Annotated in this window: 20 protein-coding genes, 1 pseudogene, 1 riboswitch and 1 other annotated feature; of the genes and pseudogenes, 4 read left to right on the top strand and 17 right to left on the bottom strand. The window is 45.2% G+C overall.

Annotated elements, in window-relative coordinates; all coding sequences use genetic code 11:
- Window positions 1–35 precede the first annotated feature (35 nt).
- Window positions 36–1,328 carry an arsenic transporter gene (locus AC58QD_RS04965; RefSeq protein WP_497330641.1) on the bottom strand — a complete coding sequence of 431 codons (1,293 nt, stop codon included), beginning with the start codon at window positions 1,326–1,328 and terminating at the stop codon, window positions 36–38.
- Between the two features lie 138 nt (window positions 1,329–1,466).
- Window positions 1,467–4,469, bottom strand: a complete 3,003-nt coding sequence (locus AC58QD_RS04960) for an efflux RND transporter permease subunit (RefSeq protein WP_497330639.1) — start codon at window positions 4,467–4,469, stop codon at window positions 1,467–1,469.
- Window positions 4,470–4,714: 245 nt separating this feature from the next.
- Between AC58QD_RS04960 and lexA the strand changes: the two genes are divergently transcribed.
- Complete coding sequence (gene lexA, locus AC58QD_RS04955; protein ID WP_497330637.1) at window positions 4,715–5,332, top strand: transcriptional repressor LexA; 618 nt, start codon at window positions 4,715–4,717, stop codon at window positions 5,330–5,332.
- A gap of 102 nt (window positions 5,333–5,434) precedes the next feature.
- Here the strand turns inward: lexA and AC58QD_RS04950 are convergent, their stop codons facing one another.
- Window positions 5,435–6,235: a glycoside hydrolase family 25 protein gene (locus tag AC58QD_RS04950; RefSeq protein WP_497330635.1), complete on the bottom strand. Its 801-nt coding sequence runs from the start codon at window positions 6,233–6,235 to the stop codon at window positions 5,435–5,437.
- A gap of 2 nt (window positions 6,236–6,237) precedes the next feature.
- On the bottom strand, window positions 6,238–6,513 hold the full coding sequence (locus AC58QD_RS04945) for a phage holin family protein (protein WP_497330633.1): 276 nt from the start codon (window positions 6,511–6,513) through the stop codon (window positions 6,238–6,240).
- 315 nt (window positions 6,514–6,828) lie between these two features.
- On the opposite strand from AC58QD_RS04945, the gene AC58QD_RS04940 reads away from it, so the two are divergent.
- Window positions 6,829–8,187, top strand: a complete 1,359-nt coding sequence (locus AC58QD_RS04940; RefSeq protein ID WP_497330631.1) for a TrkH family potassium uptake protein — start codon at window positions 6,829–6,831, stop codon at window positions 8,185–8,187.
- Between the two features lie 40 nt (window positions 8,188–8,227).
- Window positions 8,228–9,469, top strand: coding sequence for a cation:proton antiporter (locus AC58QD_RS04935; protein WP_497330629.1), 1,242 nt, complete (start codon window positions 8,228–8,230; stop codon window positions 9,467–9,469).
- A gap of 173 nt (window positions 9,470–9,642) precedes the next feature.
- Here the strand turns inward: AC58QD_RS04935 and AC58QD_RS04930 are convergent.
- The 10 genes and pseudogenes from AC58QD_RS04930 to AC58QD_RS04885 all read right to left on the bottom strand — a co-directional run.
- A pseudogene (locus tag AC58QD_RS04930) lies at window positions 9,643–9,930 on the bottom strand (collagen-like protein); the annotation flags it as partial.
- Between the two features lie 191 nt (window positions 9,931–10,121).
- Window positions 10,122–11,459, bottom strand: coding sequence for a type I glutamate--ammonia ligase (gene glnA / locus AC58QD_RS04925; RefSeq protein WP_497330627.1), 1,338 nt, complete (start codon window positions 11,457–11,459; stop codon window positions 10,122–10,124).
- 24 nt (window positions 11,460–11,483) lie between these two features.
- Window positions 11,484–11,894: a MerR family transcriptional regulator gene (locus AC58QD_RS04920; RefSeq protein WP_497330625.1), complete on the bottom strand. Its 411-nt coding sequence runs from the start codon at window positions 11,892–11,894 to the stop codon at window positions 11,484–11,486.
- Window positions 11,895–11,972: 78 nt separating this feature from the next.
- Window positions 11,973–13,223 (bottom strand): methionine gamma-lyase family protein, encoded by a 1,251-nt coding sequence (locus AC58QD_RS04915; RefSeq protein WP_497330623.1) that lies wholly within the window; start codon window positions 13,221–13,223, stop codon window positions 11,973–11,975.
- A 2-nt stretch (window positions 13,224–13,225) separates the two neighbouring features.
- Window positions 13,226–14,548, bottom strand: a complete 1,323-nt coding sequence (gene hflX / locus AC58QD_RS04910) for a GTPase HflX (protein ID WP_497330621.1) — start codon at window positions 14,546–14,548, stop codon at window positions 13,226–13,228.
- Between the two features lie 151 nt (window positions 14,549–14,699).
- Window positions 14,700–16,073 carry a diguanylate cyclase domain-containing protein gene (locus AC58QD_RS04905; RefSeq protein ID WP_497330619.1) on the bottom strand — a complete coding sequence of 458 codons (1,374 nt, stop codon included), beginning with the start codon at window positions 16,071–16,073 and terminating at the stop codon, window positions 14,700–14,702.
- Window positions 16,074–16,169: 96 nt separating this feature from the next.
- Window positions 16,170–16,257, bottom strand: a riboswitch (cyclic di-GMP riboswitch).
- Between the two features lie 90 nt (window positions 16,258–16,347).
- Window positions 16,348–17,166 (bottom strand): SPL family radical SAM protein, encoded by an 819-nt coding sequence (locus AC58QD_RS04900; RefSeq protein ID WP_497330617.1) that lies wholly within the window; start codon window positions 17,164–17,166, stop codon window positions 16,348–16,350.
- Window positions 17,167–17,280: 114 nt separating this feature from the next.
- Window positions 17,281–18,276 carry a tryptophan--tRNA ligase gene (gene trpS, locus AC58QD_RS04895; RefSeq protein ID WP_497330615.1) on the bottom strand — a complete coding sequence of 332 codons (996 nt, stop codon included), beginning with the start codon at window positions 18,274–18,276 and terminating at the stop codon, window positions 17,281–17,283.
- A 148-nt stretch (window positions 18,277–18,424) separates the two neighbouring features.
- Window positions 18,425–18,695: a binding site (T-box leader), on the bottom strand.
- 52 nt (window positions 18,696–18,747) lie between these two features.
- Window positions 18,748–19,413, bottom strand: a complete 666-nt coding sequence (locus AC58QD_RS04890) for an HAD family hydrolase (protein ID WP_497330613.1) — start codon at window positions 19,411–19,413, stop codon at window positions 18,748–18,750.
- Window positions 19,414–19,543: 130 nt separating this feature from the next.
- The gene (locus AC58QD_RS04885) at window positions 19,544–20,509 is read right to left on the bottom strand and encodes an AAA family ATPase (protein ID WP_497330611.1); all 966 of its coding nucleotides are present in this window, start codon (window positions 20,507–20,509) and stop codon (window positions 19,544–19,546) included.
- A gap of 213 nt (window positions 20,510–20,722) precedes the next feature.
- Between AC58QD_RS04885 and AC58QD_RS04880 the strand changes: the two genes are divergently transcribed.
- Window positions 20,723–21,505, top strand: a complete 783-nt coding sequence (locus tag AC58QD_RS04880) for a GNAT family N-acetyltransferase (RefSeq protein ID WP_497330609.1) — start codon at window positions 20,723–20,725, stop codon at window positions 21,503–21,505.
- A gap of 2 nt (window positions 21,506–21,507) precedes the next feature.
- Here the strand turns inward: AC58QD_RS04880 and AC58QD_RS04875 are convergent, their stop codons facing one another.
- Genes AC58QD_RS04875 through AC58QD_RS04865 form a run of 3 tightly spaced genes read right to left on the bottom strand, consistent with a single transcriptional unit; the run spans window position 21,508 to window position 23,479 of the window.
- Complete coding sequence (locus AC58QD_RS04875) at window positions 21,508–22,179, bottom strand: YdcF family protein (RefSeq protein ID WP_497330607.1); 672 nt, start codon at window positions 22,177–22,179, stop codon at window positions 21,508–21,510.
- Entirely contained in the window at window positions 22,176–22,715 is a 540-nt protein-coding gene (locus tag AC58QD_RS04870) for a ribonuclease FAU-1 family protein (RefSeq protein ID WP_497330605.1), read from the bottom strand. Before AC58QD_RS04870 ends, AC58QD_RS04875 begins: the two co-directional genes overlap by 4 nt.
- Before the next feature lie 26 nt (window positions 22,716–22,741).
- On the bottom strand, window positions 22,742–23,479 hold the full coding sequence (locus AC58QD_RS04865) for a peptidylprolyl isomerase (RefSeq protein ID WP_497330603.1): 738 nt from the start codon (window positions 23,477–23,479) through the stop codon (window positions 22,742–22,744).
- Window positions 23,480–23,482 lie beyond the last annotated feature (3 nt).

Here is a 23,482-nt window from a genome sequence, read left to right as displayed (position 1 = left end):
CATCCCTCCGGAATAAGTTGTGAGATTGATTCATGTTAGATCCATAACAACCACAAATACAGTCCAACCAAAGTAATAAATAGTGTGGGGACGGTAAGCAGGAACCCGATTTTGAAATAATACCCCCATGTGATCCGTACACCTTTACGCGCCAGAACATGTAACCAGATTAAAGTCGCGAGCGAGCCAATCGGTGTTATTTTCGGTCCTAAATTAGTGCCAACAATATTCGCATATATAAGAGCCTCGCGGATCGTACCGTCTGTCATCGTCTCATCAATCGCAAGAGCACCTATCAATACGGTCGGCAAGTTATTCATTATGCTCGATAACCCGGCTGACAAGAATCCCATTCCTATTGTTGCGGCGAACAATCCATTGTGTGCAAGCTGTTCCAGGATCCCACCTAGATGCTCTGTCAATCCGGCATTATGTAATCCGTACACGACGATATACATCCCGATGGAGAACACCACAATGGTCCAGGGTGCTTCCTTCATTACCTTTCGTGTCTGTACAGCCTTGCTATTCCTAGCGGCCAATAAGAAAAGGATTGCAACTGCACCGGCTATGGCGGATACCGGAATAGGCAACCACTCGCTGCTCAAATAGGATAAGAACAGGATCGCAATAATAACCCACGACCATAGGAACAACCTCATATCGCGAATAGCGGTAGCAGGTGCTTGTAAATCCTTGTAATCATATTTATTCGGGATCCATTTGTGGAAAACAACATATAACATCCCTATACTTGCTGCAAGGGAAAACATATTCACAATCATCATCCGGCTTGCATATTCCACAAACCCGATCCCAAAAAAATCAGCGGAAATAATGTTTGTCAGGTTACTTATTACTAGCGGCAGCGAAGTCGTGTCTGCAATAAAACCCCCAGCCATAACGAAGGCAAATACACGCTTCTCATCCAATTGCAAAGTTCTAACTTGAGCAAGCACTATAGGCGTCAAGATGAGCGCTGCACCATCGTTAGCGAAGTATGCTGATACGGCGGACCCCAATAGAATCATAAAGAGGAACATTAATCTGCCATTGCCGCGAGCCAAATGAGTCATATGTAAAGCTGCCCACTCGAAGAATCCGATCTCATCCAGAATGACAGAGATCACTATCAGCGCAACGAAGGTTAATGTGGCATTCCATACAATCCCAGTCACCGTCCATACATCAGACCACCCAACCACCCCTAACATCAGCGCAAGTATCGCTCCAATAGCTGCTGGCCAACCTATACTTAGACCTTTGGGCTGCCATATTACAACCGTCATTGTTACTACGAATAAACCTAATGCGATACCAACGAACAAGTCTGGTTGCTCCCCTCAACTTCCTGTGTACAACCCTTACTATATAATGGATTCCTGACCATGAGAAGTGTTTTGTATACAAAAAATCCGTTCACCTTATAAAAAGGTAACGGATTTTTGCGTATTTCATTAATACCGTTAAATAGTTGCAGCAAATGCTGCCTTGCGTTGGCGTTTGGACTTGCGGAAGAACAACAATTCATACACACATGGGACCACCACTAATGTTAGCAATGTCGCAACAGCAAGACCACCGATAACTACAATCGCCAAGCTCTGGGAGACTATGCTGCCTGATTCGTGTGAGCCGAATACTAGCGGGAGCATGGCACAGATCGTTGCAATGGCAGTCATCAGGATAGGACGCATACGTGATGCCGCTGCTTCTAGCAGAGCTTCACGAATGGACATCTGCTCTTCGTTCTGCTTCACTCGATCAATAAGCACGATTGCATTCGTCACCACGATTCCGATCAGCATCAACGCACCGAACATAACTGTGAAGTCCGGGGTGACACCTGTTACCAACAAGCCTAATACGGCACCAATGGCAGCAAGCGGCAAGGAGAACATGATCGCGAGCGGCGCACGTAATGTCTTGAATGCAATAACCATGATCATGTATACAATTCCAATGGAGATCAGTGCCGTAATACCCAAGTCGGCGAAGTCATCGGATTGATCTGCCGATGCACCTCCAACATGGAGCTCGGTCTGAGCCGGCAGTGTTATTGTCTTCGTGCGTTCAGTAATAGCATCACCAGCCAGGGAGAGCTGACTCGGCTCTACGGTTGCCGTAACGCGAACGAAGCTTTTACCCTCTTTGTGATAAATCGTGGTTGCTTCATCCGTCTTTGTCAGCTTGGCAATGGAGGATACGGGCACAGCTCCTCCAGCAGTCTGTACGGTAAGACCAGAAAGATCTTGCATTGTAGTCGGGTTCACAATAGGATTCAGGAACACAGATGCTTGCTCATTATTAAGCTGCATCGTTCCAATAGGAATCGGGCTTAACATCCCTTGCAATTGCTGAGCAATTTCTTGCGTATTGGCTAATGCTGCATTTACTTCGAATGCATAAACGGCCTTTTTCTGTTCCTGATTGCTGCTAACTTTCAGAACCCCGTCAACTGTTCGGATTTGCTCCATCACAAGTGCGGCTGCATCACTTAGCTTGACCGGATCATCTCCAGTAATATCGACGAAGATTTGGGTAGAGCTTGCATTGGTGGCATAGTCTAATGCTCCAGCATTCAGCTCAGCGCCAGGGAAATTGCTGCGTTGTCCTTTTACACTCTCGATAAGCTTCTCGGAGTCTGCGCCTTTCGTCATCTCAATCATGAATGAAACCTGAGTCGGAGAAACGACACTTCCTTCCTTCACTGCTTCTGAGCTATTTCCGAACTGCATCATTACCCATTTTGGACCCGTTTGCTCATTCAGGAACTTTTCCAGCTTCTTTCCTTCTTCAAGTACTTTTTCAGGCAATGTCTGACTTGGGTAATCCAATGTCACGGTAAGTGAAGCTGCATCTGACGAATCAATTGCTCCCTTAGGCATGGATACGTACAATCCGATTGAACCTGCGAACAGCAAGCCAGATATCAGAAGCGGCAACCATTTGTGACTTAAGTTCCAACGTAAGAAGTTCGTAAAACGACGTGAAGGTTCATGCTCTTTCGGCTTGGAATTTTTCAATAATACTGCGCTTAACAGAGGCACAACTGTCAATGCAACTATAAGTGAAGTTAGCAAGGAGTAAGCAACTGTCAATGCGAATGGAAGCAGGAATGCTTGTAGAGACCCTCTCAATAAACCCATTGGCAAAAATACGGCAACCGTTGTTATAGTAGATGCTGTGATCGCAGAAGCCACTTCACGAGTCGCATCTGTAATTAGCTGAACAGAGAAAGATTCCTTCTGTAGACGACGGTAAATATTCTCAATGACAACGATACTATCATCTACCAGACGACCAACCGCTACTGCAACTCCTCCAAGCGTGATTACATTAAGCGTAACACCAGAAAGCTTTAACAAATACAAGGTAATGGCAAGTGACAATGGAATGGACACAATTGTGATAAGTGTCGTTCTGATATTCCGCAGGAACAGAAGGATTACTATTGTTGCGAATAAAGCCCCCAGTAACACTTCTTGCAGCATGCTGTTAACTGAATCCACGACCATCTCAGAAGTACTGGATAAGACAGACACCTCAGCATTTGGAAATTCAGTGCGCATTTTTTCTGATACTTCTTGTACACCGTTACCTACATCAACCGTATTCGCACCCGATGCTTTGGTCACCGTAATCATTAATGTATCTTTGCCGCCTACACGGCTGACACTTTCTTGATTCGTATTGTTCTTCACTTCTGCTACATCACCCAGTGTGACACCTGGCGCAACCTGCATCTTTCTCAAAGTGTCCAGATCCCGAACTTGACCGGTAACCTTCAGATTACCCGGTGATCCGCCAATCGTTCTTTCCCCTATGGAGGTGGAGTAATCTCTACCCTGTAACACGCCCAATAGCGCTTGATAAGGTACATTGCGTTGCGCTAATTTCGCTGGATCTGCTGTGATGGCTACACTTGGTGTAGACTTTCCATAAAAGGACACGGTACCGACACCTTTAATCTTCTGAAACTCCGGTACGATCCTCTCTTCAGCGAGCTTGATATTATCAGAAGTTAATCCATCATTAAAAGTAATCGACAACCACGATACCGGAATCATGGAAGTATTATACTGCACAACATACGGAGGAGAGACATTCGCAGGCAATCTAACGGAATTCACCGCTTCTTGAACCTCGGCTTTCGCATCCTTCATCTTTGTTTTGGAATCAAATGTTAGATCAATTTTTGTGAATCCGTTACCTGTATTCGAGATCATACTGCTTTTCCCTTTGACCAGGGATACGGCTTTCTCAAGCGGTACTGTTACGCTCGATTCCATAGTCTTGGCATCATAGCCTTCACCAACAGCTGTAATTGTAACTGCCGGATTGTCTGCTGAAGGCAGGAATTCCATGGGTAAGGTCAAATAGCTTAAAACCCCTACCAGCATAGCCATCACTACCCCGATTTTCATAGCTGCTTTATTCCGAAATGCCCATTCCGTTAAACCTTTCATCTTCAACTTTCCCCTCTCCAGCCATAAGATTTCTCATGTCTTAGATTACCTTCTAGAAGAGAGGTGTTGAAGCGCCCCGAGGATGGTTTTGACCTAGACTTAGGTCGAGGCGGGAATTAAGGCTGCAGAATGAAACCCCAGAAAGTCTCTGAATAAATCTTATTTGAATAGGAGAACTTATGTTTGTGCGAACTCGGGTTCTATGGTATAATTTACACAATTGATATCCCATTGGAGTGAGCGATGTGAGCAAAGTATCGAACCGGCAACAAGCTATATTAGATTTCATTAAGAGTGAAGTACGCGAGAAAGGGTACCCGCCTTCTGTCCGTGAAATCGGCGAAGCGGTTCATCTTGCTTCTAGCTCTACCGTGCATGGACACTTGGACCGCCTTGAGAAGAAAGGTCTGATTCGTCGGGATCCCACGAAGCCTAGAGCAATTGAGATTCTAGATGGCGAATTGTCCTCTCCTTTCTCATTAAGTGTCTCTCGCATCCCTTTAATCGGACGAGTTACGGCAGGTACACCTATTACAGCAACTGAGAATATCGAAGAGTACTTCCCGCTTCCTGCTCATTATGTGAAGGATGATAATGTGTTCATGCTTCGTATTGTGGGTGAGAGCATGATCGAAGTAGGCATTCACAACAACGACTGTGTTATCGTGAAGCAGCAGCAATCCGCGAACAATGGAGATGTTGTTGTGGCTATGACAGAGGATGATGAAGCGACTGTGAAGACATTCTACAAGGAGCGCGATCATATTCGCCTTCAACCCGAGAATTCTTCCATGGAACCGATTCGTTTGAAGAATGTCACCATTCTCGGTAAGGTTATCGGACTGTTCCGCGATATTCGTTAATCCATGAGAGAAAGAGCCGTAGGAATACGGCTCTTTTTATGTTAATAGAAATTCAATTTGCAACGCATGTCAGCAATAGGCTCTTACTAGAGAGTATCGCGATTACTCCTCCTTTTGTCCGGACACTCTACGAAGTTGATTGGCAAGGAAATGCCTACGATCCTTATCTTCCTGAGACGCAAATTCATAATCGTGCGAGATCCATCGGTCGATAATGTAATTCGCATATTCTGCACTCATGGCGACCGTAGAGGGCGGATCAGCAGGAGGTTCTACAGGGGGCGGAGGATTCATGACGGAATAATAGAAATCAGGCTCCATTAAGTTCATATCGACAAGGCCGTCGATACCTGGGCAGGATCCAGAATCCGAAACTTGGAAAACCGCCCAACGGTCCCACGTGCTATTCGCAAGTGGTGTATCTGTGCCGTAATGAGCGATCCACAAAGGAAACGCTCCCAGCTCCGGACCAACCTCATCCCGGGCAAAATAAGCTCCCGTGTAAAGCATGACTGAATGCCCCGTTCTACTATTGACTTCACGCAACCACATCAAGGCCCACTGAGTTAACTCATCACGATCAAGGGTACTTGCCTTACCCTCCAAGTCTAATACATGCGGCATTTGTAACGGCTGTCCCTGAATGATCCCAAGGAAAGATTCTATCTCAGCTTCGACAGAGTTTATTTCCGGGTGCGCATAATGGTAACATCCGACTGCAACACCGGCAGTGTTGGCCCCTTCTACGTTCTGAAGGAACTTCCCATCTGTTATACCCACGCCTTCTGTCGCTTTGACAAATGCGAATTGAACACCGGCTTGAGCGACTTGAGTCCAATCAATATCCCCCTGGTAATGTGATACATCGATCCCCCATAAATTGTTATCGCTTCTACTTTGCATTGTCATCCCTCTCCTTTTTCTACTGCTTGTTTGGCCTGTTTATAGAGCTGATGCCCATATACCGCAAATGCACCGCACAATATCCCTTGCAGGATCGACTCTGGTTGGAAACCAAGCAGCCAAATCGTAACCACCACAGCAAACAGTGTAACCAGGTATACAATGCTCCAGTCAGGTACTCGTGGTGTATTTTTAAGGATAAACCCGAGCACCCAGCAAGCGGCGACCACGATTAGCAGCTTAGGATCAATTAGTTGAAAAATAGCAGACCATTCCATTTCATTCACGCTCCATTTTTAATAGTTTATGAGGCAAGTACTTTCCAGGTCAGTGCTGCTGCCCATGCCACGACGCCTGTTATTAGCGCCCCTATACTGTTCGCAAAACCATCTTATTGGTGAACTAAACAAAAAGAGGCCAATCAAGATGGCCCTTTAATCTTCCGATATTTATCTATTTTCATTGTTAATCTAATAAGATAGGGGGTTGCTTGTCTATAGTTAGGGTATTAAGTAAAGACTGAAGGGAACCCTATTTAAAATCATGCAAGCTAACTTTCAAAGTGTTACACATTGTCAAAGGAGCAAACAGTCATGACCAAGTTTGAGAATTCTCTACTACGTCGTTTTACCCCGCCGCAAATATTGGCATTTGGGTTTGCATGTATTATTTTTTTTGGTGCATTTTTATTGACATTTCCAGTGTCCTCTGAAGGCGGTGTACCCACACCATTTATTGATGCGCTATTCACTGCGACCTCTGCAACCTGCGTAACCGGGCTCGTCACAGTCGATACAGGTACTCATTGGTCCAAGTTCGGAGAGATCGTCATCATTTCTCTAATCCAGATAGGCGGTCTTGGGTTTATGACGATGGGAACTCTTATTGCACTAGTTTTCCGAAGAAGAATCTCACTTAAAGAACGATTGATCCTTCAAGAAGCACTAAATCTGACAAGCATGGAAGGCATTATTCGTCTTATCCGCAAGGTGTTGCTCTATGCTTTGGTAATCGAAAGCATCGGTGCCTTACTGCTAGCGATCCGATTTGCATTCGATATGCCATTAGGTCAAGCGATCTATTATGGCATATGGCATGCCATATCGATGTTTAACAATGCCGGATTTGACCTGTTTGGACCCATCACCGGTCGCTTTAGCAGCTTCACTAGTTACGTCTCTGACCCTCTTGTAAATCTGGTAGTAACGAGTTTAATTATTCTTGGTGGAATCGGCTTTATTGTTCTTGCGGATATTCTTGATTACCGAGAGCGTAGAAAGCTTACATTGCATTCCAAAGTCGTACTTATTATGTCAGCTTCATTAATCATAATTGGTACGATCGTAATCTTTATTTTTGAATTTAACAACCCAAACACCTTGAAGCCGCTTGACTGGGGTACTAAAATACTAGCCTCCTATTTTCAGTCTGTGGTCCCGCGTACCGCTGGTCCAAATTCTTTGGATCTCACGGTTCTTCGCCAAGCCACACAGTTTTTTATCATCATCCTGATGTTTATTGGTGCATCACCAGGTTCAACTGGCGGTGGGATCAAAACAACGACTTTTACAATCCTAATCGGTGCAATGATAGCAATGGTTCGTGGGAAAGATAATATTACACTTTACCGGTATCGGTTAGCACAAGACCGCGTTTATAAAGCCATTACACTAACAATTTTTGCTTTATTCGTGGTCATTTTTGTTACGATGGTTCTTACTACCACAGAAGATGCTCCGTTTCTTAAAATATTGTTTGAGGTAACATCAGCTTTTGGCACTGTCGGTCTCAGTTTGGGTGTAAGCCCTGAACTATCCGTCATAGGGAAAATTCTAATTTCTTTTATGATGTTTATCGGAAGGTTAGGACCTCTTACCCTTGCTTATGCACTAACGCCGAAAACAGAAAAGGAACTGTACAAATATCCGGAAGGCAAAGTTATAATTGGGTAAAGAGCAAGTGTGATAAACACCTGAGAGGAGGCCGGGTTCCATGGTTAATGAGACATCTGTTATGATTCATCATGTTTTGTTTCTAATTATTTTAATATACGCAGTAGGCATGTTATCCGGAATAATCGCCAAGATGCTGAAGTTTCCGGACGTAGCCGTGTTTTTGATTTCGGGTATGGTGCTAGGTCAGGGATTGCATTTGATCCACGAACCAAGCATCTCTTTTACGAATCAGTTTATCCTTATAACCGGCTCTACCCTCATCCTGTTTGACGGCGGAAGAAATATTCGTTTGCGGGGGCTTGCTAAAGTCTGGATAACGGTATCCCTCTTGAGTGTACCTGGTGTACTGATTACATGCGGCGTGGTGGCTGCAGCTGTGCATTATTTGCTTGGACTTGATTGGATCTATTCTTTTCTGTTGGGTGCTATAATATCATCCACTGATCCTGCCACGCTCATTCCTGTGTTCAAACAAGTGAAAATTCGACCTAAGGTCAGAGAAACCGTGGAAAGCGAATCTGCTTTCAACGATGCGACTGGTTCCATACTGACGTTTTCGATCTTAGCAATTATCATGGGAACAAGTGAAATCACGATCTCATCCGGAATCACGGATTTCTTAGTCGTTGCATTAGGTGGAATCGTGGTCGGAATTATCGTTGGCTTCCTTGCTGCTTATTTGGCAGCGCATAGAACAATAGGTTTGGTGCGCGATTTTACGACGATTACAATGGTTGTGGCGGCAATTGGGGCGTTTTTGCTTGGGGAAATGCTACACGTGAGCGGTTTTATGGCCACATTCGTAGCTGGTCTTATATGGGGAAATGCTCCAATGTACAAATTAAGTATGAGGGAAAAAGAACTGGAAATGAATCATTTCTCAGAAAACATTACATTGATGATGAGAATGCTCATATTCATTTTACTCGGCAGCCAAGTTGATATTGGAGCCATCCTTCAGTATCTCTGGCCAAGTCTGGCGGTTATTGCTATCTTCATGTTTATCGCTCGCCCCTTGACCGTACTTGCATGCACACTTCCAGATCGACGTGCCAAATGGGAACCCAATGAGATTCTGTTCATGTTTTGGGTGCGGGAAACTGGCGTCATCCCAGCTGCTCTGGCCGGGATGGTGGCTGCTGCCGGTATTGAGCATGTTGAGATTATTGCTTCGGTTACATTTATGGCCGTTTTGCTTACGATCGTTTTCCAAGCAAGTACGACAGCATTAGTGGCGCGCAAACTGGGCCTAGTGCTTAAATCCGAATCTGATCAGTAGATAGTTTCTCTAATTATTAATTATATTCTAATTGATTTTTAAGGTTAACTTAATATTAAACGATTATTCTAGAAGAGACCCAGTATTAACTTTCAGCCCTGCAGACTTAACAGTTGCAGGGCTGCTTTTTGATTTTTTTAGTATTCGAAACAGAAAATCCCACGACGCTCTCCTTAAAAACAGCTGAAAGATATGATTTGCCTTGTATCCAAACCGAAGAAAATCCACTGCCGGCCGGTCCACCGGAAGCCGGACACTGATCTACTCCCCACGAAAACTGGAACGAACCAATATTGCTCCCCATTTCTTTGCCATATATAGGTGAATCTGAATAGACAGCCTTGCATCGCACCAGGATCAACGGCAAATGTGGTAGCTTGCTGCGGGATAAATTGAGGAGGTGGCGAAGAAGGCGGTTGAAAAGCTTGAGTTCCTTGCTGTGGTGTTGATGGTTCGAACGGAATAAAACCCATTCGTATCACTCCTTCTGAATTATAGGCTAAAATAACTTATGCCAAGAGTGCGATGTATGTTCAAAAAGATTACGAGATGTGGAAATACCGCCTCTCACTGCTTTTCTGAGACCAAAACCACTCAACTTCCCACAAAAAGAAAATCCCCCGACGCTCACTGCGCCAAGGGATTCTCCAAATTAATACAAGGTCATATACTGATCGCGTTCCCATGCATGGACTTGAGTCCGGTACATATCCCACTCGATCTCTTTGAGCTCAAAGAAGTGGGTCAATGCATGCTCACCGAGTGCTTCGAAGATCACTTCGTCGTTCAGCATCTCAAGCAATGCTTCTTTCAAGTCTGCTGGTAAGCTAGGGATTCCTTGCTCTTCCCGCTCTTCTTCAGACATGATATAGATGTTCCGATCCACTGGTGGTGGAAGCTCCATCTTGTGCGCAATCCCGTTCAGACCTGCTTTCAACATAACAGCAAGCGCCAGATAGGGATTAGCCGCAGGGTCAGGGTTACGCACTTCAATCCGAGTGCTAAGACCGCGTGAAGCAGGTATGCGGATCATAGGACTGCGGTTACTCGCTGACCAAGCTACATAACATGGTGCTTCGTAGCCAGGAACTAGTCTCTTGTAAGAGTTAACGGTCGGATTCGTAATAGCGGCGAATGCGCGAGCGTGCTTCAAAATTCCAGCCATATAATAACGAGCGGTTTCGCTTAAGCCTAAGCGGTCCTTCTCATCATAGAACGCGTTCTCCGAGCCTTTGAACAATGACTGGTGACAGTGCATCCCGGAGCCGTTCACTCCGAATAAAGGTTTGGGCATGAAAGTAGCATGAAGTCCATGTTGACGGGCTACTGTCTTCACTACAAGTTTGAACGTCTGAATCTGATCTGCCGCATGAATGGCATGGGTATATTTGAAGTCGATCTCATGTTGTCCAGGTGCAACCTCATGATGAGACGCTTCGATCTCGAAACCCATCTCTTCCAATGTCAACACAATCTCACGTCGGCAATTCTCCCCCAGATCCATTGGAGCTAGATCAAAGTAGCCGCCTTGATCATTGAGTTCCATCGAAGGATTGCCCTTCTCGTCCGTCTTGAACAAGAAGAACTCCGGTTCCGGACCAACGTTCATCGCAGTGTAACCCATCTCTTCGGCTTCCTTCAATGCCCTCTTAAGAATACCTCGTGGGTCACCGGGGAACGGTCTGCCATCAGGCAAATATATATCACAAATTAATCTAGCTACACGATTCTCAGTTACCCAAGGGAATACAACCCACGTGTCTAGATCAGGGTATAAGTACATGTCAGATTCTTCAATACGAACATAACCTTCAATTGAAGATCCATCGAACATCATTTTGTTGTCGAGTGCTTTCTCCAGTTGACTCACCGGAATCTCAACATTCTTAATCGTGCCTAACAAATCTGTGAATTGCAGACGAATAAACCTTACATTTTGTTCCTTCGCGATACGTGTTATGTCTTGCTTCGAGTAGTGCGGGGTTTTCATAAAGCCATTCCTCCTAAAAATCGATTATTTGGGATTGAAACGAGTGAGCTCTCCTTGAATTAAAGAAACTTGCCCTGGACGCTTCCCGGATATTAATTGTTGCTTTAACATCTTGTGCAATTGGGAGTCACTCATCTCACGGCGTTTCACTTCAGTCTGATCATTCAACACGGTTGCTTCATCGGACTCTTTACTTACAGGGTATAACACCTGCTTAATCCCCGCAATATTAACGCCTTTCTCGATCAGGGCTTTAATTTGCAGCAATCTTTCTACATCGTTGAATGAGAACAGTCTCTGATTACCTGCCGTTCTGGCCGGTATGATTAATTCATGTTGTTCGTAGTATCGGATTTGACGTGCGGTGAGGTCTGTAAGCTTCATTACAATTCCAATCGGGAACAAAGCCATATTTCTACGAATATTATCACTCATTACGTATCACTCCACAATTTAGGGGTTACTAGAATTGTACATTCGAACCTAATACATGTCAAGGCATGTAAGGTTTCGTTACAGTAACCTGGCCTCCATCATATTCCTGATAGCCGTTAAAACCCCTAATTTGACATGGGAATAGGTGAGACCTCCCTGCATATAGGCAATGTAAGGTTCGCGAATCGGCGCATCTGCAGAGAGCTCCAGGCTTCCCCCTTGAATAAATGTGCCGGCTGCCATTATGACAGGATGTTCATAACCTGGCATATCCCAAGGCTCAGGCACAACATGAGCATCAATCGCTGAGGCTTTCTGAATGCCCTGCACGAAGGAGATGAGATGCCGTTCATCGGGGAACCTGATCGCTTGGATAAGATCCGTTCGTGGATCATTCCACTTGGGATGACTTTCGAAACCAAGCAATTCGAACAAAGCAGCAGCGAACACTGCTCCCTTCAGCGCTTGTCCAACCAGATGAGGAGCAAGGAATAATCCTTGATATATACTTCTCAGAGTCCCGAGCATCGCTCCGACCTCACCGCCAATACCAGGTGCAGTAAGCCGATAAGCCGCTAGCTCTACCAATTCTTTTTTCCCTGCAATATATCCGCCCGTTGGAGCTAACCCTCCGCCAGGATTCTTAATCAAGGAGCCGGCAATTAGATCAACACCAACCTCATTCGGTTCTTGCTCTTCTGTAAACTCCCCATAACAATTATCCACGAAAACAATTACTTCAGGGTTGATTGCCTTGACGAAGACAGTCATCTCAGCGATCTGTGCGATTGTGAATGACGGGCGCCAATCATATCCTCTGGACCTCTGAATGCCTATAACCTTCGTCTTCTCCGTCATACTTGCTCGAATTCCATCCCAATCCGGCGAACCTCCGCCTGCGAGAGCAACTTCTTCGTATACAATTCCCCAATCCTGCAAAGATCCTGTTCCGTCATTTGGCTTACCAATTACTTTATGTAACGTATCGTAGGGTCTCCCCGTAATGTAGAGCATATGATCGCCTGGACGGAGCACTCCGAACAGAGCCGTTCCGATCGTGTGTGTTCCAGATACGAAGTGCGGCCGGACAAGCGCTGCCTCCGCACCGAACACTTCTGCATACACAAGATCTAATATTTCACGACCTCTATCGTTATACCCATAACCTGTTGACCCTGAAAAGTGATAATCGCTTACTTTATACTTCTGAAAAGCCGATATCACTTTCCATTGAATACGGTCAACCGTCCGGTCGATTTGCTTCATCTTAGGCTCTGCTGTCTCTTCTGCTTGCTCCATTAGCCTAATCAGCGTCTCCGGCATATTCATCCTTACTCCGCCTCTCCCTGAATCGACTCCATTCCTGACTCCTGCATATAGGGGGTCAGCTTATATCCGTTCTTCTCAAATTCGTTATTCTTAAGCCTTACCTTGAACTGAAGGTAATCATCTTCTCCCACGGATTGCTCAGTCACATCCCCGACGCGGTACAACAAAGCAATCATCTCGCCGCGATCTGCCGGAATAAGGAACGTTCTGGTATCACCCATCAGCTTTTCCTCAATCGCCAGCTTCAGCTTTTCCAGATCTTCGTCCGCCATCGCGCTTACTCGCAAGGTATCCCCTGCCGTTGTGAGCCAATCTATCTCTCCAGGCTGGAGCAAATCAATCTTATTAAATACGGTTAACTTGTCTTTTCCATGCGCCCCAAGCTCTTGCAAGACATCTTCGACAACGCGAATTTGTTGCTCACGCATCTCACTTGAGCTATCTACAACATGCAAGATCAGATCAGCCTCACACACTTCCTCCAGAGTCGCACGAAATGCGGCGATAAGATCATGCGGAAGATTTTGAATAAACCCTACCGTATCCGTCAGAACGATTTCTTGGCCGTTTGGCAAACGCAAATTCCTCGAAGTAGGATCTAGTGTAGCGAACAGCTGATTCTCTGCAAAAACATCGGATTCCGTTAAACGGTTCAGCAGCGTGGATTTCCCTGCATTCGTATACCCAGCCAGAGCTACTTGGAACACACCCGATTTCTTGCGTCGATCACGATGTAATGTACGATGTCTAACTACTTCCTGAAGTGCGGTCTTGAGCTCCGTAATTCGGTCACGAATATGCCGGCGATCGGTTTCCAACTTCGTCTCCCCTGGACCTCTCGTACCTACCCCGCCTCCAAGACGGGACAAATTCTTTCCTTGTCCGGATAGCCTTGGCAGTAAATAACTTAACTGTGCCAGCTCTACTTGAAGAATCCCTTCTCTCGTCTTGGAACGCTGTGCGAATATATCCAGAATAAGCTGAGTTCGATCGATGATCTTGACATCCAACGATTGTTCTAGATTACGTACCTGGGCTCCAGATAGCTCTTGATCAAAGATGACCGTGTTGGCGCCATGTGTTTCTAGAAGAACTCTTACCTCCTCGACTTTCCCTTTGCCAATAAACCATTTCGAATCAACAGAATCCTTAGCTTGAATCAGGGAGTCAAGTACTTGCACACCCGCTGTCTCAGCCAGACTTGCAAGCTCCTGTAAGGAGTATTGAATCATTTCTTCAGACAACCGATTGCTCTTAATCACTAAGCTTACTAATACCGCTTTATCCAATTGATCGCCGCTAATTTCATGCGAGGTTGGTTTCATATTCACTACCTCCGATAGAACAGATTCAGACCCAAAGCCACACCATATACTCGTAACTGTTCTGCATCAAACTTGTTATATTGTACCACAATGCCTTGAAAACTTTCATTCCAGAACAAAAAACCGTCAAAGTGACGGCCATTAAAAGTTATTATATGCTGAACGTCAAGACATGGGGATGCTCATTCTCCACTTTCTTGCTTTCTAATATGTATTGCCCTAAGGCGTAATAACCTGCAATCTTGTACCCAACTGTGATCGGTATGACGACAACACGGAGGGGAATCAGAGCTCCATTCCTGGAGATGATCTTCATCTCAAAATGGCTGGGACTGCCGCTGGTGATTGTTGAGTTGAATCCTTCAATCACAGCCTTCTGATCTTCTTCGACAATCAGTTTGAAGTAAGGAAGCCCTTTGAACTCCTCGTTCGTATAACCAATTAACTTTTGTGCGGCAGGATTTAGCTCCAACATAATACCCTCACTATCAAAAATTGCGATAGGATCTGGATTATGATCGAATAATTGATCGGACTTACCTTGCTTGCTGGCTATACGCTTCCTGCGTTTATACTCATACATATTCAAATCGGCATGATGCATCAATTGTTCGATATTTGTTATTGTGTTTGGATCTGATACAGTATCACCAATAGAGAATGACAACTTGATTGGATATTGTTCGCTGCTGGAAACATATTGGCTATGATTCAATTGGGCCTCGATTCTTGCCAGAACATCTGAGTTGTCCTCAGTGTCCTCCAACACGATCACAAATTCATCTCCGCCTAAGCGACCGACGATTCCGTTAATCCCTTCCATCATCTTATTGAGCTGCGAGGCAAAGTAGACAATTACTTTATTCCCGATCATATGGCCATAAGTATCATTAATTTGCTTAAAATGATCCAGATCTATAAGAATGACCCTGACTCTATGTCCCTTAACAATAAGATGTTGACCAAAGATCAATGTCTGTTGGAGGGATGACAAACCTGTTAATGAATCAATCATAGACAATTGTCGGTATTCATTGCGCTCCTTCAATAACTTCCGCATCATTCGGGTTAATAAGGAGTACACCAGAGCATTAAGCAGGACAGCAATAACATTAGCCCAAAGTTCAGTGTTATCCACTTGACCTTGATAGCGTATTAGCGAGATCGCCGACAATAACCCTGCAGCGAAAGTAAATCTGGGATCAGGCACAAGCAATGCAAAACAAAGCAAAATGGGGTATAAGACAAGAAGGAAGCAATACAATTGAATGATTGGAAACACGACCAGTAAGAGCAATAACACAGTACTTGCTAACGAATACAACATAACGATGGAGGTTCGGGTCCGGAATAGCAGAATCAATAGTAAGGAGAAAAGGATGGCTATACTAAGCCCGAACCAAGACTGATAAACAGAGGCAAAGGCACAGCTAGCGGCGAAGACTACAAGGGGTCCCGCCAACACCTCCAAACCGTCATGAGGGAAAAACCTTTTCCAGATGGAACCGAACTTCGCTTTGACCATCAATCATGCTCCTTCCGACGGAGATCTAAGAATTAGACAAAAAAGCTATTCCATTGGATGGAATAGCTGGGTTTGCATTGAAAACAAATCATTGTTTCCGGCAACCCAGCTATCATAGTTCCGAAGGAACCTTAGATCTGAGGCTTTGCGTCCTTGCCTTTCAGCAAGTTTGCCAATATAGGTCAACCGAACTAATGATATAGTTCTTTTTCACTATATCATAGTAAGATAACTATTTCCAGTGATTGTCATGAAATATTGTTTCACCAAATGATCAGGGCAGAAATCCTTCCCGGCTAAGATATACATTGTGTTCTCCGAATCGTTCTCGCATCTGAGTCCAAACCCCGATATAAGCTGCCTTGTCATACCAATCCTCCATCCCTATCCGCTCGAAAAGCTCATGGATTTGAAGTGACTTGGTACGTTTGCCGCCGCTGCCGTCGCCCATGAAGAAATCATCCACGCACACCCGGTCGGTAACAGCTGCAAGCCTTTCTGCGAATGCTTGCGAGCTTGGTAAGACTGGCGATATTGCAGCTTGGGTAGGAATACCCGCTTCACGCAATTCACGCAGTGCTCTCAATCTTCCTGCAAGCGGAGGAGCCGCCGGACTAAATACTTTACGGACATCCTCAAGATCGGTTTCAACCGTCATACTCACACGTACTCGCCTGTCTAACCGAATCAACAAATCAATATCCCGGGTTACAAGAGGACTTCTTGTCTGTACAAGCAAGAAATCCGGCGGCTCTTCTGCCATTACTTCAAGAAAAGATCGGGTCACCTTGGCATTCGCTTCTACAGGCTGATAAGGATCTGTTGCGCTTGACATGAATATGGTAACAGGCCCTTTCTTCTTGGCCTTCCGAAGATCGCGAAGCAATTGCTCAGAACCTTGCTCCTTCACATCAACCCATGTTCCCCACTCCTCAGCACGGAACAAGGCTACAGGCATACGGCGAACATAGCAGTATGAGCATGCAAAGGCACAGCCGGAATAAGGATTCAAGGTGTGACTATATCCAGTTAAGTAACCGCCGGTAGGAGTTAATAGTTGCTTGGGGACAACCGAACGAATTTGAACGGGCATTTTCTTTCACTCCTCCGACAAGATATAGCAATTGTACATCAAACCTCATTGTATCCTTTTTATCCAATGCGCACAAGTGTTCTGCTTTTTCTAGTAAAATATCCAATCGTAAGCTTACAGCATTCTAAGATTCATCGCTTCACGAACCTCAGAGATCACTTCTTGCGCAGACTGTTTCGCTAGTTGATGCCCTTCAAGTAATACATCGTGAATGTAAGATTCCGATAATTGAGCTCTCCTGGCTCGAAAAGGCTGCACAAGAGTATTAATGGACTCCGCTAGCCCTGCTTTACACTGAACACAACCGATTTCTGCGCTTCGGCATTGCAATGCAATTGTCTTTGTTGTCTCTTCCGTACTGAAAAAAGTATGAAGATGGTACACATTGCAGCCGTCCAAAGTCGGTGTGCCTGGCTGATGAAGATATGCCCTGGTCGGATCTGAATAAGCCTTCTTGATCTTCCCATCAACTACTTCCTTCTCATCCTTCATACTGATATATGTCGATGGTGTATCTGACTTACTCATTTTCCCCTGACCAGACAGGGATGGAATTCGCACTGCATGCTCAAGCATGGGCTGTGGCTCAGGAAATATTGGACCGTACAATTGATTGAAACGTCGCTTCATCGTTCTCGCCATCTCCAGATGAGCGAGCTGATCTTCCCCCACCTGGACCAAGCTCCCCTTATGGATCAAAATATCGGCAGTCATTAACACAGGGTAGCCGACTAAACCATAGTTAACATTATCGGGGTGTTTCTTGGCCTTTTCCTTAAAGGTTGGGCAGCGAAGCAGCTCACCAAGAGGCATAATCATGCTTAAATATAGCTGCAGCTCGGCAAGTTCAGGTGCAAGCGTCGACTGTGCGTAGAACACACATTTCTGCGGATCAAGACCTGCTGCGATATAATCCTTAGCAATTTCAATTACATTCTTGGTCCTGTCTTCCGATTTAGGATGCGTGGTCAGCGCATGTAAATCAGCAATAAAATAATACGCCTTATACTGTTCTTGGGCGTCTAGAAGCCCCTTTAATGCCCCGTAATAATTGCCAAGATGCAGTTCTCCTGTTGACCGAATTCCGGATACAAGTGTTGGACTAGCCATCGAAATCCCTCCATAAATAGATTTGTTTGATAACTTCAAATTGCGTACACGGTAGCCATCGCCAACCATCCTTCATGATGCAACCACACTCCTTCAGAATTAATGTAAAAGCAATATTTGAATACAAAAAAGGGGCCCTGTCCTTAAGTTCAAGGACGGGAAACCCCGTGGTACCACCTTCATTAGTCCGCAAAGTCGGACTCGCTTTACCGTATCGGGTCCCTTAATCCATCCAGACCGAATACGTGTCTCCTGTAACGATGAGACGTTCGCTGAAGCCTACTGTGAGCCTTCAAAGAGGACACTTTCGGTTCAGATGCTCAGAAGCCCATTCGTCAGAACTTAACACGCTGATTCGCACCAACCATCAGCTCTCTGGAGTGTATATTCTGCTTACTCTTCTTCCTCATTGCAATTATATATAGAAATAATGCTTCATTTTGTTTTACATCTTATACCATTTCAAGGCTGTTAGCAAGCATGATTTATGATTTCAATTATTTCGGCAAGAGAACGTTCCTCCATCGAAAGAAGACGAAGATTATGTTGGCCGAACGGCAGCGTCTCCGTAACCCAGTTAGGAACGATAACACAATGGAGACCTGCCCGATGAGCAGCAAGTGAACCGTTCGGAGAATCTTCAAAAGCAAGCGCCTCGGACGGAAGTACTCCTAATGACTCCACAGCACGCCGGTAAAGCTCCGGATCAGGCTTAACTTTCTCGACATCATCCTTCGTATGAATAGTCTCAAAATAATCCAACAATCCGTGCTGAGCTAAATATCCAGTCACCCATTGGCGAGATGAGCTGGAGGCAAGCGCAATCCGAAGACCTAGAGCTTGAGCTTCCTTCAAATAAGCTTCTACACCGGGGCGGATGAGTTCCTTCTCCATCAGCTTCGCAAAGTTCGATTTATGCTTGGCACGAACCGCATCACGCTCCAACTCATATCCCACTAATTGATTCAGGTGATCGTAAGGGTTATAGATAGAAAGATCCGTGCCTACACACCCAGACCAGCTTTCCAGCGTTAGTACATGACCATGCTCTTCGAACACCATTTGAAAAGCTTTCAATTCATTCGATTCCGTATCCAGAATCAATCCGTCAAAATCAAAAACAACCGCACGCAGCATCGTTCCGCTCTCCCCATTCTATCTACTTTATATTTGAGTTGAATACACCCATTGTACAGCAAATTCCCTTGTCTAACTACGCAGAAAAAACCTTGCCCAACAGACAAGGTTTCATCAACCAATAACTTAACTAAGTTTTAGACCACCTCAGATCCTCAGGACGAATAGACATCAACTCCTGCTTGGATGGAGCGGTTGTTGTATAAGTATTTATTAATCGTACAGCTTGATGACGAATCGATTTCTCTAGTAAGTTGCGCACATATCTTGCATTGCTGAATGAACGCCAGAAAGCGCTCTTCTCTTCCGTCAAATGCTGCTTAAGCTTGGCGGCCGTCTGCGGGAGCAGCACATATTCCTTCTCCTTGGTCATTTGATCCGAGATCTGCAGCAATTGATCAACACTATAGTCTTCAAAATCAAGCTGGATTGGAAATCTTGAGGGCAGGCCTGGATTAGTAGCCATAAACTGATCCATCTCTTCAGGGTAGCCCGCTAGAATCAGGATGAATTGATCCCGATGGTCTTCCATTGCTTTAACCAAGCAATCAATGGCTTCTTTGCCAAAATCTTTCTCACCGCCACGCGCCAGGCTGTATGCCTCATCGATAAACAGGACGCCTCCCATTGCTTTTTTGACTAGCTCACGTGTCTTAAGTGCTGTATGACCGATATATTCTCCTACCAGATCAGCTCGCTCGACTTCGATTAAATGACCCTTCTGAAGCAGGCCCATCGACTGGAACAATTTGGCTACAATGCGCGCAACCGTCGTTTTCCCCGTCCCAGGATTTCCTTTGAAGATCATATGATAAGCTTGCGGATTCGACAACAGACCGGCCTCTGTACGATATTGCCCGATCTGCAGCAGCGCATAAATTTCATAAATCAATTCTTTGACATGCTCCAGCCCAACCATACGGTCCAAATCTTTAATAACATCTGCAAAAGGACCGGTCCCGGTGAAGGTTCGATTGGGAGTAGGAATCTCCGGATCAATAGGCATCGTTGGACTAGGACTGCGCAGCACGACATTAATCTGCCTGGAAGACTTCATGCCTGATTTGGACTCAGGGGCCACAACACGACTGCTCAATGGAATCACCTCACATCCCTCTGACTATTACTTTACCAGCTCCTTCCTTGTCCTATGATTGTTTTTACCAAAAAAAACAAGCCTGGGTTGTCCCAGACTTGTTAATAAATAAACAACAAACAAAAATTTTTTATTGTATATTTATTCATGTTTATGTATTATAATTCGTAATAGAAAAATATGGATTTCCTGAAAGGAGGGAGTATACTAGAAATGTTTTCTTTGCAAACGTATCAAATGCTCGATCGGCAAGCAGCTAGAACATGGCCTCCGCAATATACACAACCGCTCGATCATTGGCTGCTCAGGGCTAATCCTTCGTTAAGCTCCAGAAGAGCAAACAGTGTTCTAGCCGTAGGTGATTATCCTAGTGAGTCTGATTGGTTAACAACAGTAGAGCAGTTCTACCGTTCACACAACCTTCCTCCGCGATTCCATATTAGCATCTCCAGCCCGCAGGGATTAGATGATCATTTGGAGCAGCTCGGATTCACAACAGAGTCTGAGACAATTCTGATGGTAGCCGATTGTGAAAAGGTCGTATCTCGCGTCAACCTTGATGATGCTTTTGACTTTGAGCTATCGCTGCAGAATAAAGCAGATCCCCCATGGACATCGGCATTCATGCAGATTGAACAATTTGATCTAAATAGTTCTACGGCCTATCAACAGATGATGCATCGGATTGAAGGCAACACAATATTCGCTTCCGCCAAACATCCCGTAACCAAGCAAATTGCCGCCATTGGAACTGCTGTTCAAGAATCAGATTGGGCGGGCTTGATCAACATCGCAACGGACACTTTGTTCCGTAGACGAGGATTAGGCCTTCAGTTAATACACAAACTTGCATGTTGGAGCCTTGATCAAGGAGCCAAGCACTTATATTTGCAGGTGTTAGCCAGTAACGATACCGCACAGAGACTTTATAGCAAACTAGGCTTCGAAAAAGCTTACGGATACCACTACCGCTCGGCTCCGCATCAGCCATCATAAGCTTATGAACCGCCTAATCTCAGCCGAAGCTTATCCAGCTCCCACTTGGTGAAAGCTAGTGTTTCTCTCGCTTTATGCCAAGGCATCCACATCACCTGCGAATTCATAGACGATACTGTAGGAGCTTGCATCTTGAGAAAACGTGCAATGTTGTAGGATCTGGCTGCATGATAATCATGGGTTATTAATATAGAAGTCTTCCAATTATTCGTATCCATGATTCGCTTAGAAAATAGAACGTTCTCGTAAGTACTGCGAGCGAGCGGTTCCATAACAACGGCTTGCTCCGGTACGCCTTCTTGTACGAGATAATTACGCATTCCTTCCGCTTCCGATAGGGTAGAGCCGTTATAATCCAGCCCCCCGCTTACAATCAACCGGTCTACTTGTCCACTCTCGTAAAGAGTCAGTGCTCGCTGCAGCCTCTCACGAAGCGCAGGACTGGGTTCGTTGTTCCAAAGTGAAGCGCCAAGCACAATACCGACATCTGCATGGGTTGAATTCCCTGACTGAGGAGCATTGTGTATCTTGTACTGAATGATCGCTACCCATCCCATTCCAAGCAGAAGGAAGACTAACAAAAGTCTCAGGAGCAGAGACGATCTCCCCCGTCCTCTACCTCTGTTTCTTCGAGAACTGGACACTGTCCCCCGATACATAGAAGACTTACTCATAATACTTCCAGCCATTCATTCAGATGTTTCTCAGCGATCAGAGTCAGATCGAACGAGCCGCTTTTGCACTCATCCATGACCAATCGCGCCGTTGTCCATGCAAAATCGTAATCTTCCTTCCTCACGATCCCTTGCTGCAACGCCTCTTCCAGTTCTTCTTGGTCTAGCAAGAATAAATCTCCTGTCGGCAGCTTGACGATATCCAGATAAAGGTCATCGTACCAGGGCACTCCGGCTTCTGTTACTCCATGAGCTTTACATATGTCGATGTACCACTGGACAATCCGGTCCTCGGAATCATACACAGAAGTCAGAATGTATCCTGCATGATCCGGAAAATGCTGAATCCACTTGTACCCATTATTCACTATACATAATGGACCCGAAGGGTAGTTCACGATTAATGGCTCTCTCACCCTTATCATCTCGAATAGCGTCATATGCCCGCTGAAAGCGATAGAATTCTTGGAAAATACATTGAATTGTCTCTCCAATATTCTTCCCCAATTGGCGCGGTCCGCATATTTACGAATCACGAACAAGCCTCCTCTATAGCAACATTTTATTTTTCGCTTATCGTAATACTCTTGATCTTCACTTCCTCAGTCGGAACACTTGCTTCTCCAGTTGCACTTGCTTTTACAGGTGTTGAGGCGATCTTCTGCACATTCTCCAATCCCTCCGACACTTTACCGAAAATAGTGTAATTAGGAGATGAATTTAAACCACCGCATTCATTGGTTACACAAATAAAGAATTGACTGCCTCCAGAATTCGGTTGGGTCGTTTTGGCCATAGCCACAGTGCCCAATTCGTATTTATGAGGGCTCTTCAGCTCGTCCGGAATGGTGTATCCGGGTCCACCGCCGCCTGTTCCGGTTGGATCGCCTGTTTGAATCATGAAGGTTTTCATGATCCGATGAAACACAACATTGTTATAATAGCTTTCCTTGGCTAAGAACACGAAATTATTAACCGTCTTAGGAGCGGAATCCGCGAATAGCGCTACTTTGAACGACCCTTTATTCGTATCGAAGGTCGCCTCGTATGTTTTCTTCGCATCGATTGTCATGGCCGGAGCAGAAGTCCAAGACTTCTTATTAGATGTTCCGGCATTTGCTCCAGGAGATGCTGAAGGGGTTGTTGACGGTTTCACTGATGTTGTGGCAGAAGGAGACGCCGTAGGCGTCCCTCCTCCCGATGTTGCATCTTTATCCGGCTTGTTACCGCATGCCGCTATGACTGCGCATAACGCTGTGATCGCCAATACTGAGCTTAATTTCTTAACCTTTCTGTTCATTCC

It is taken from the genome of Paenibacillus sp. J2R1T-4 (assembly GCF_059692235.1).
This window is presented reverse-complemented; position numbering and strand designations above follow the sequence as displayed.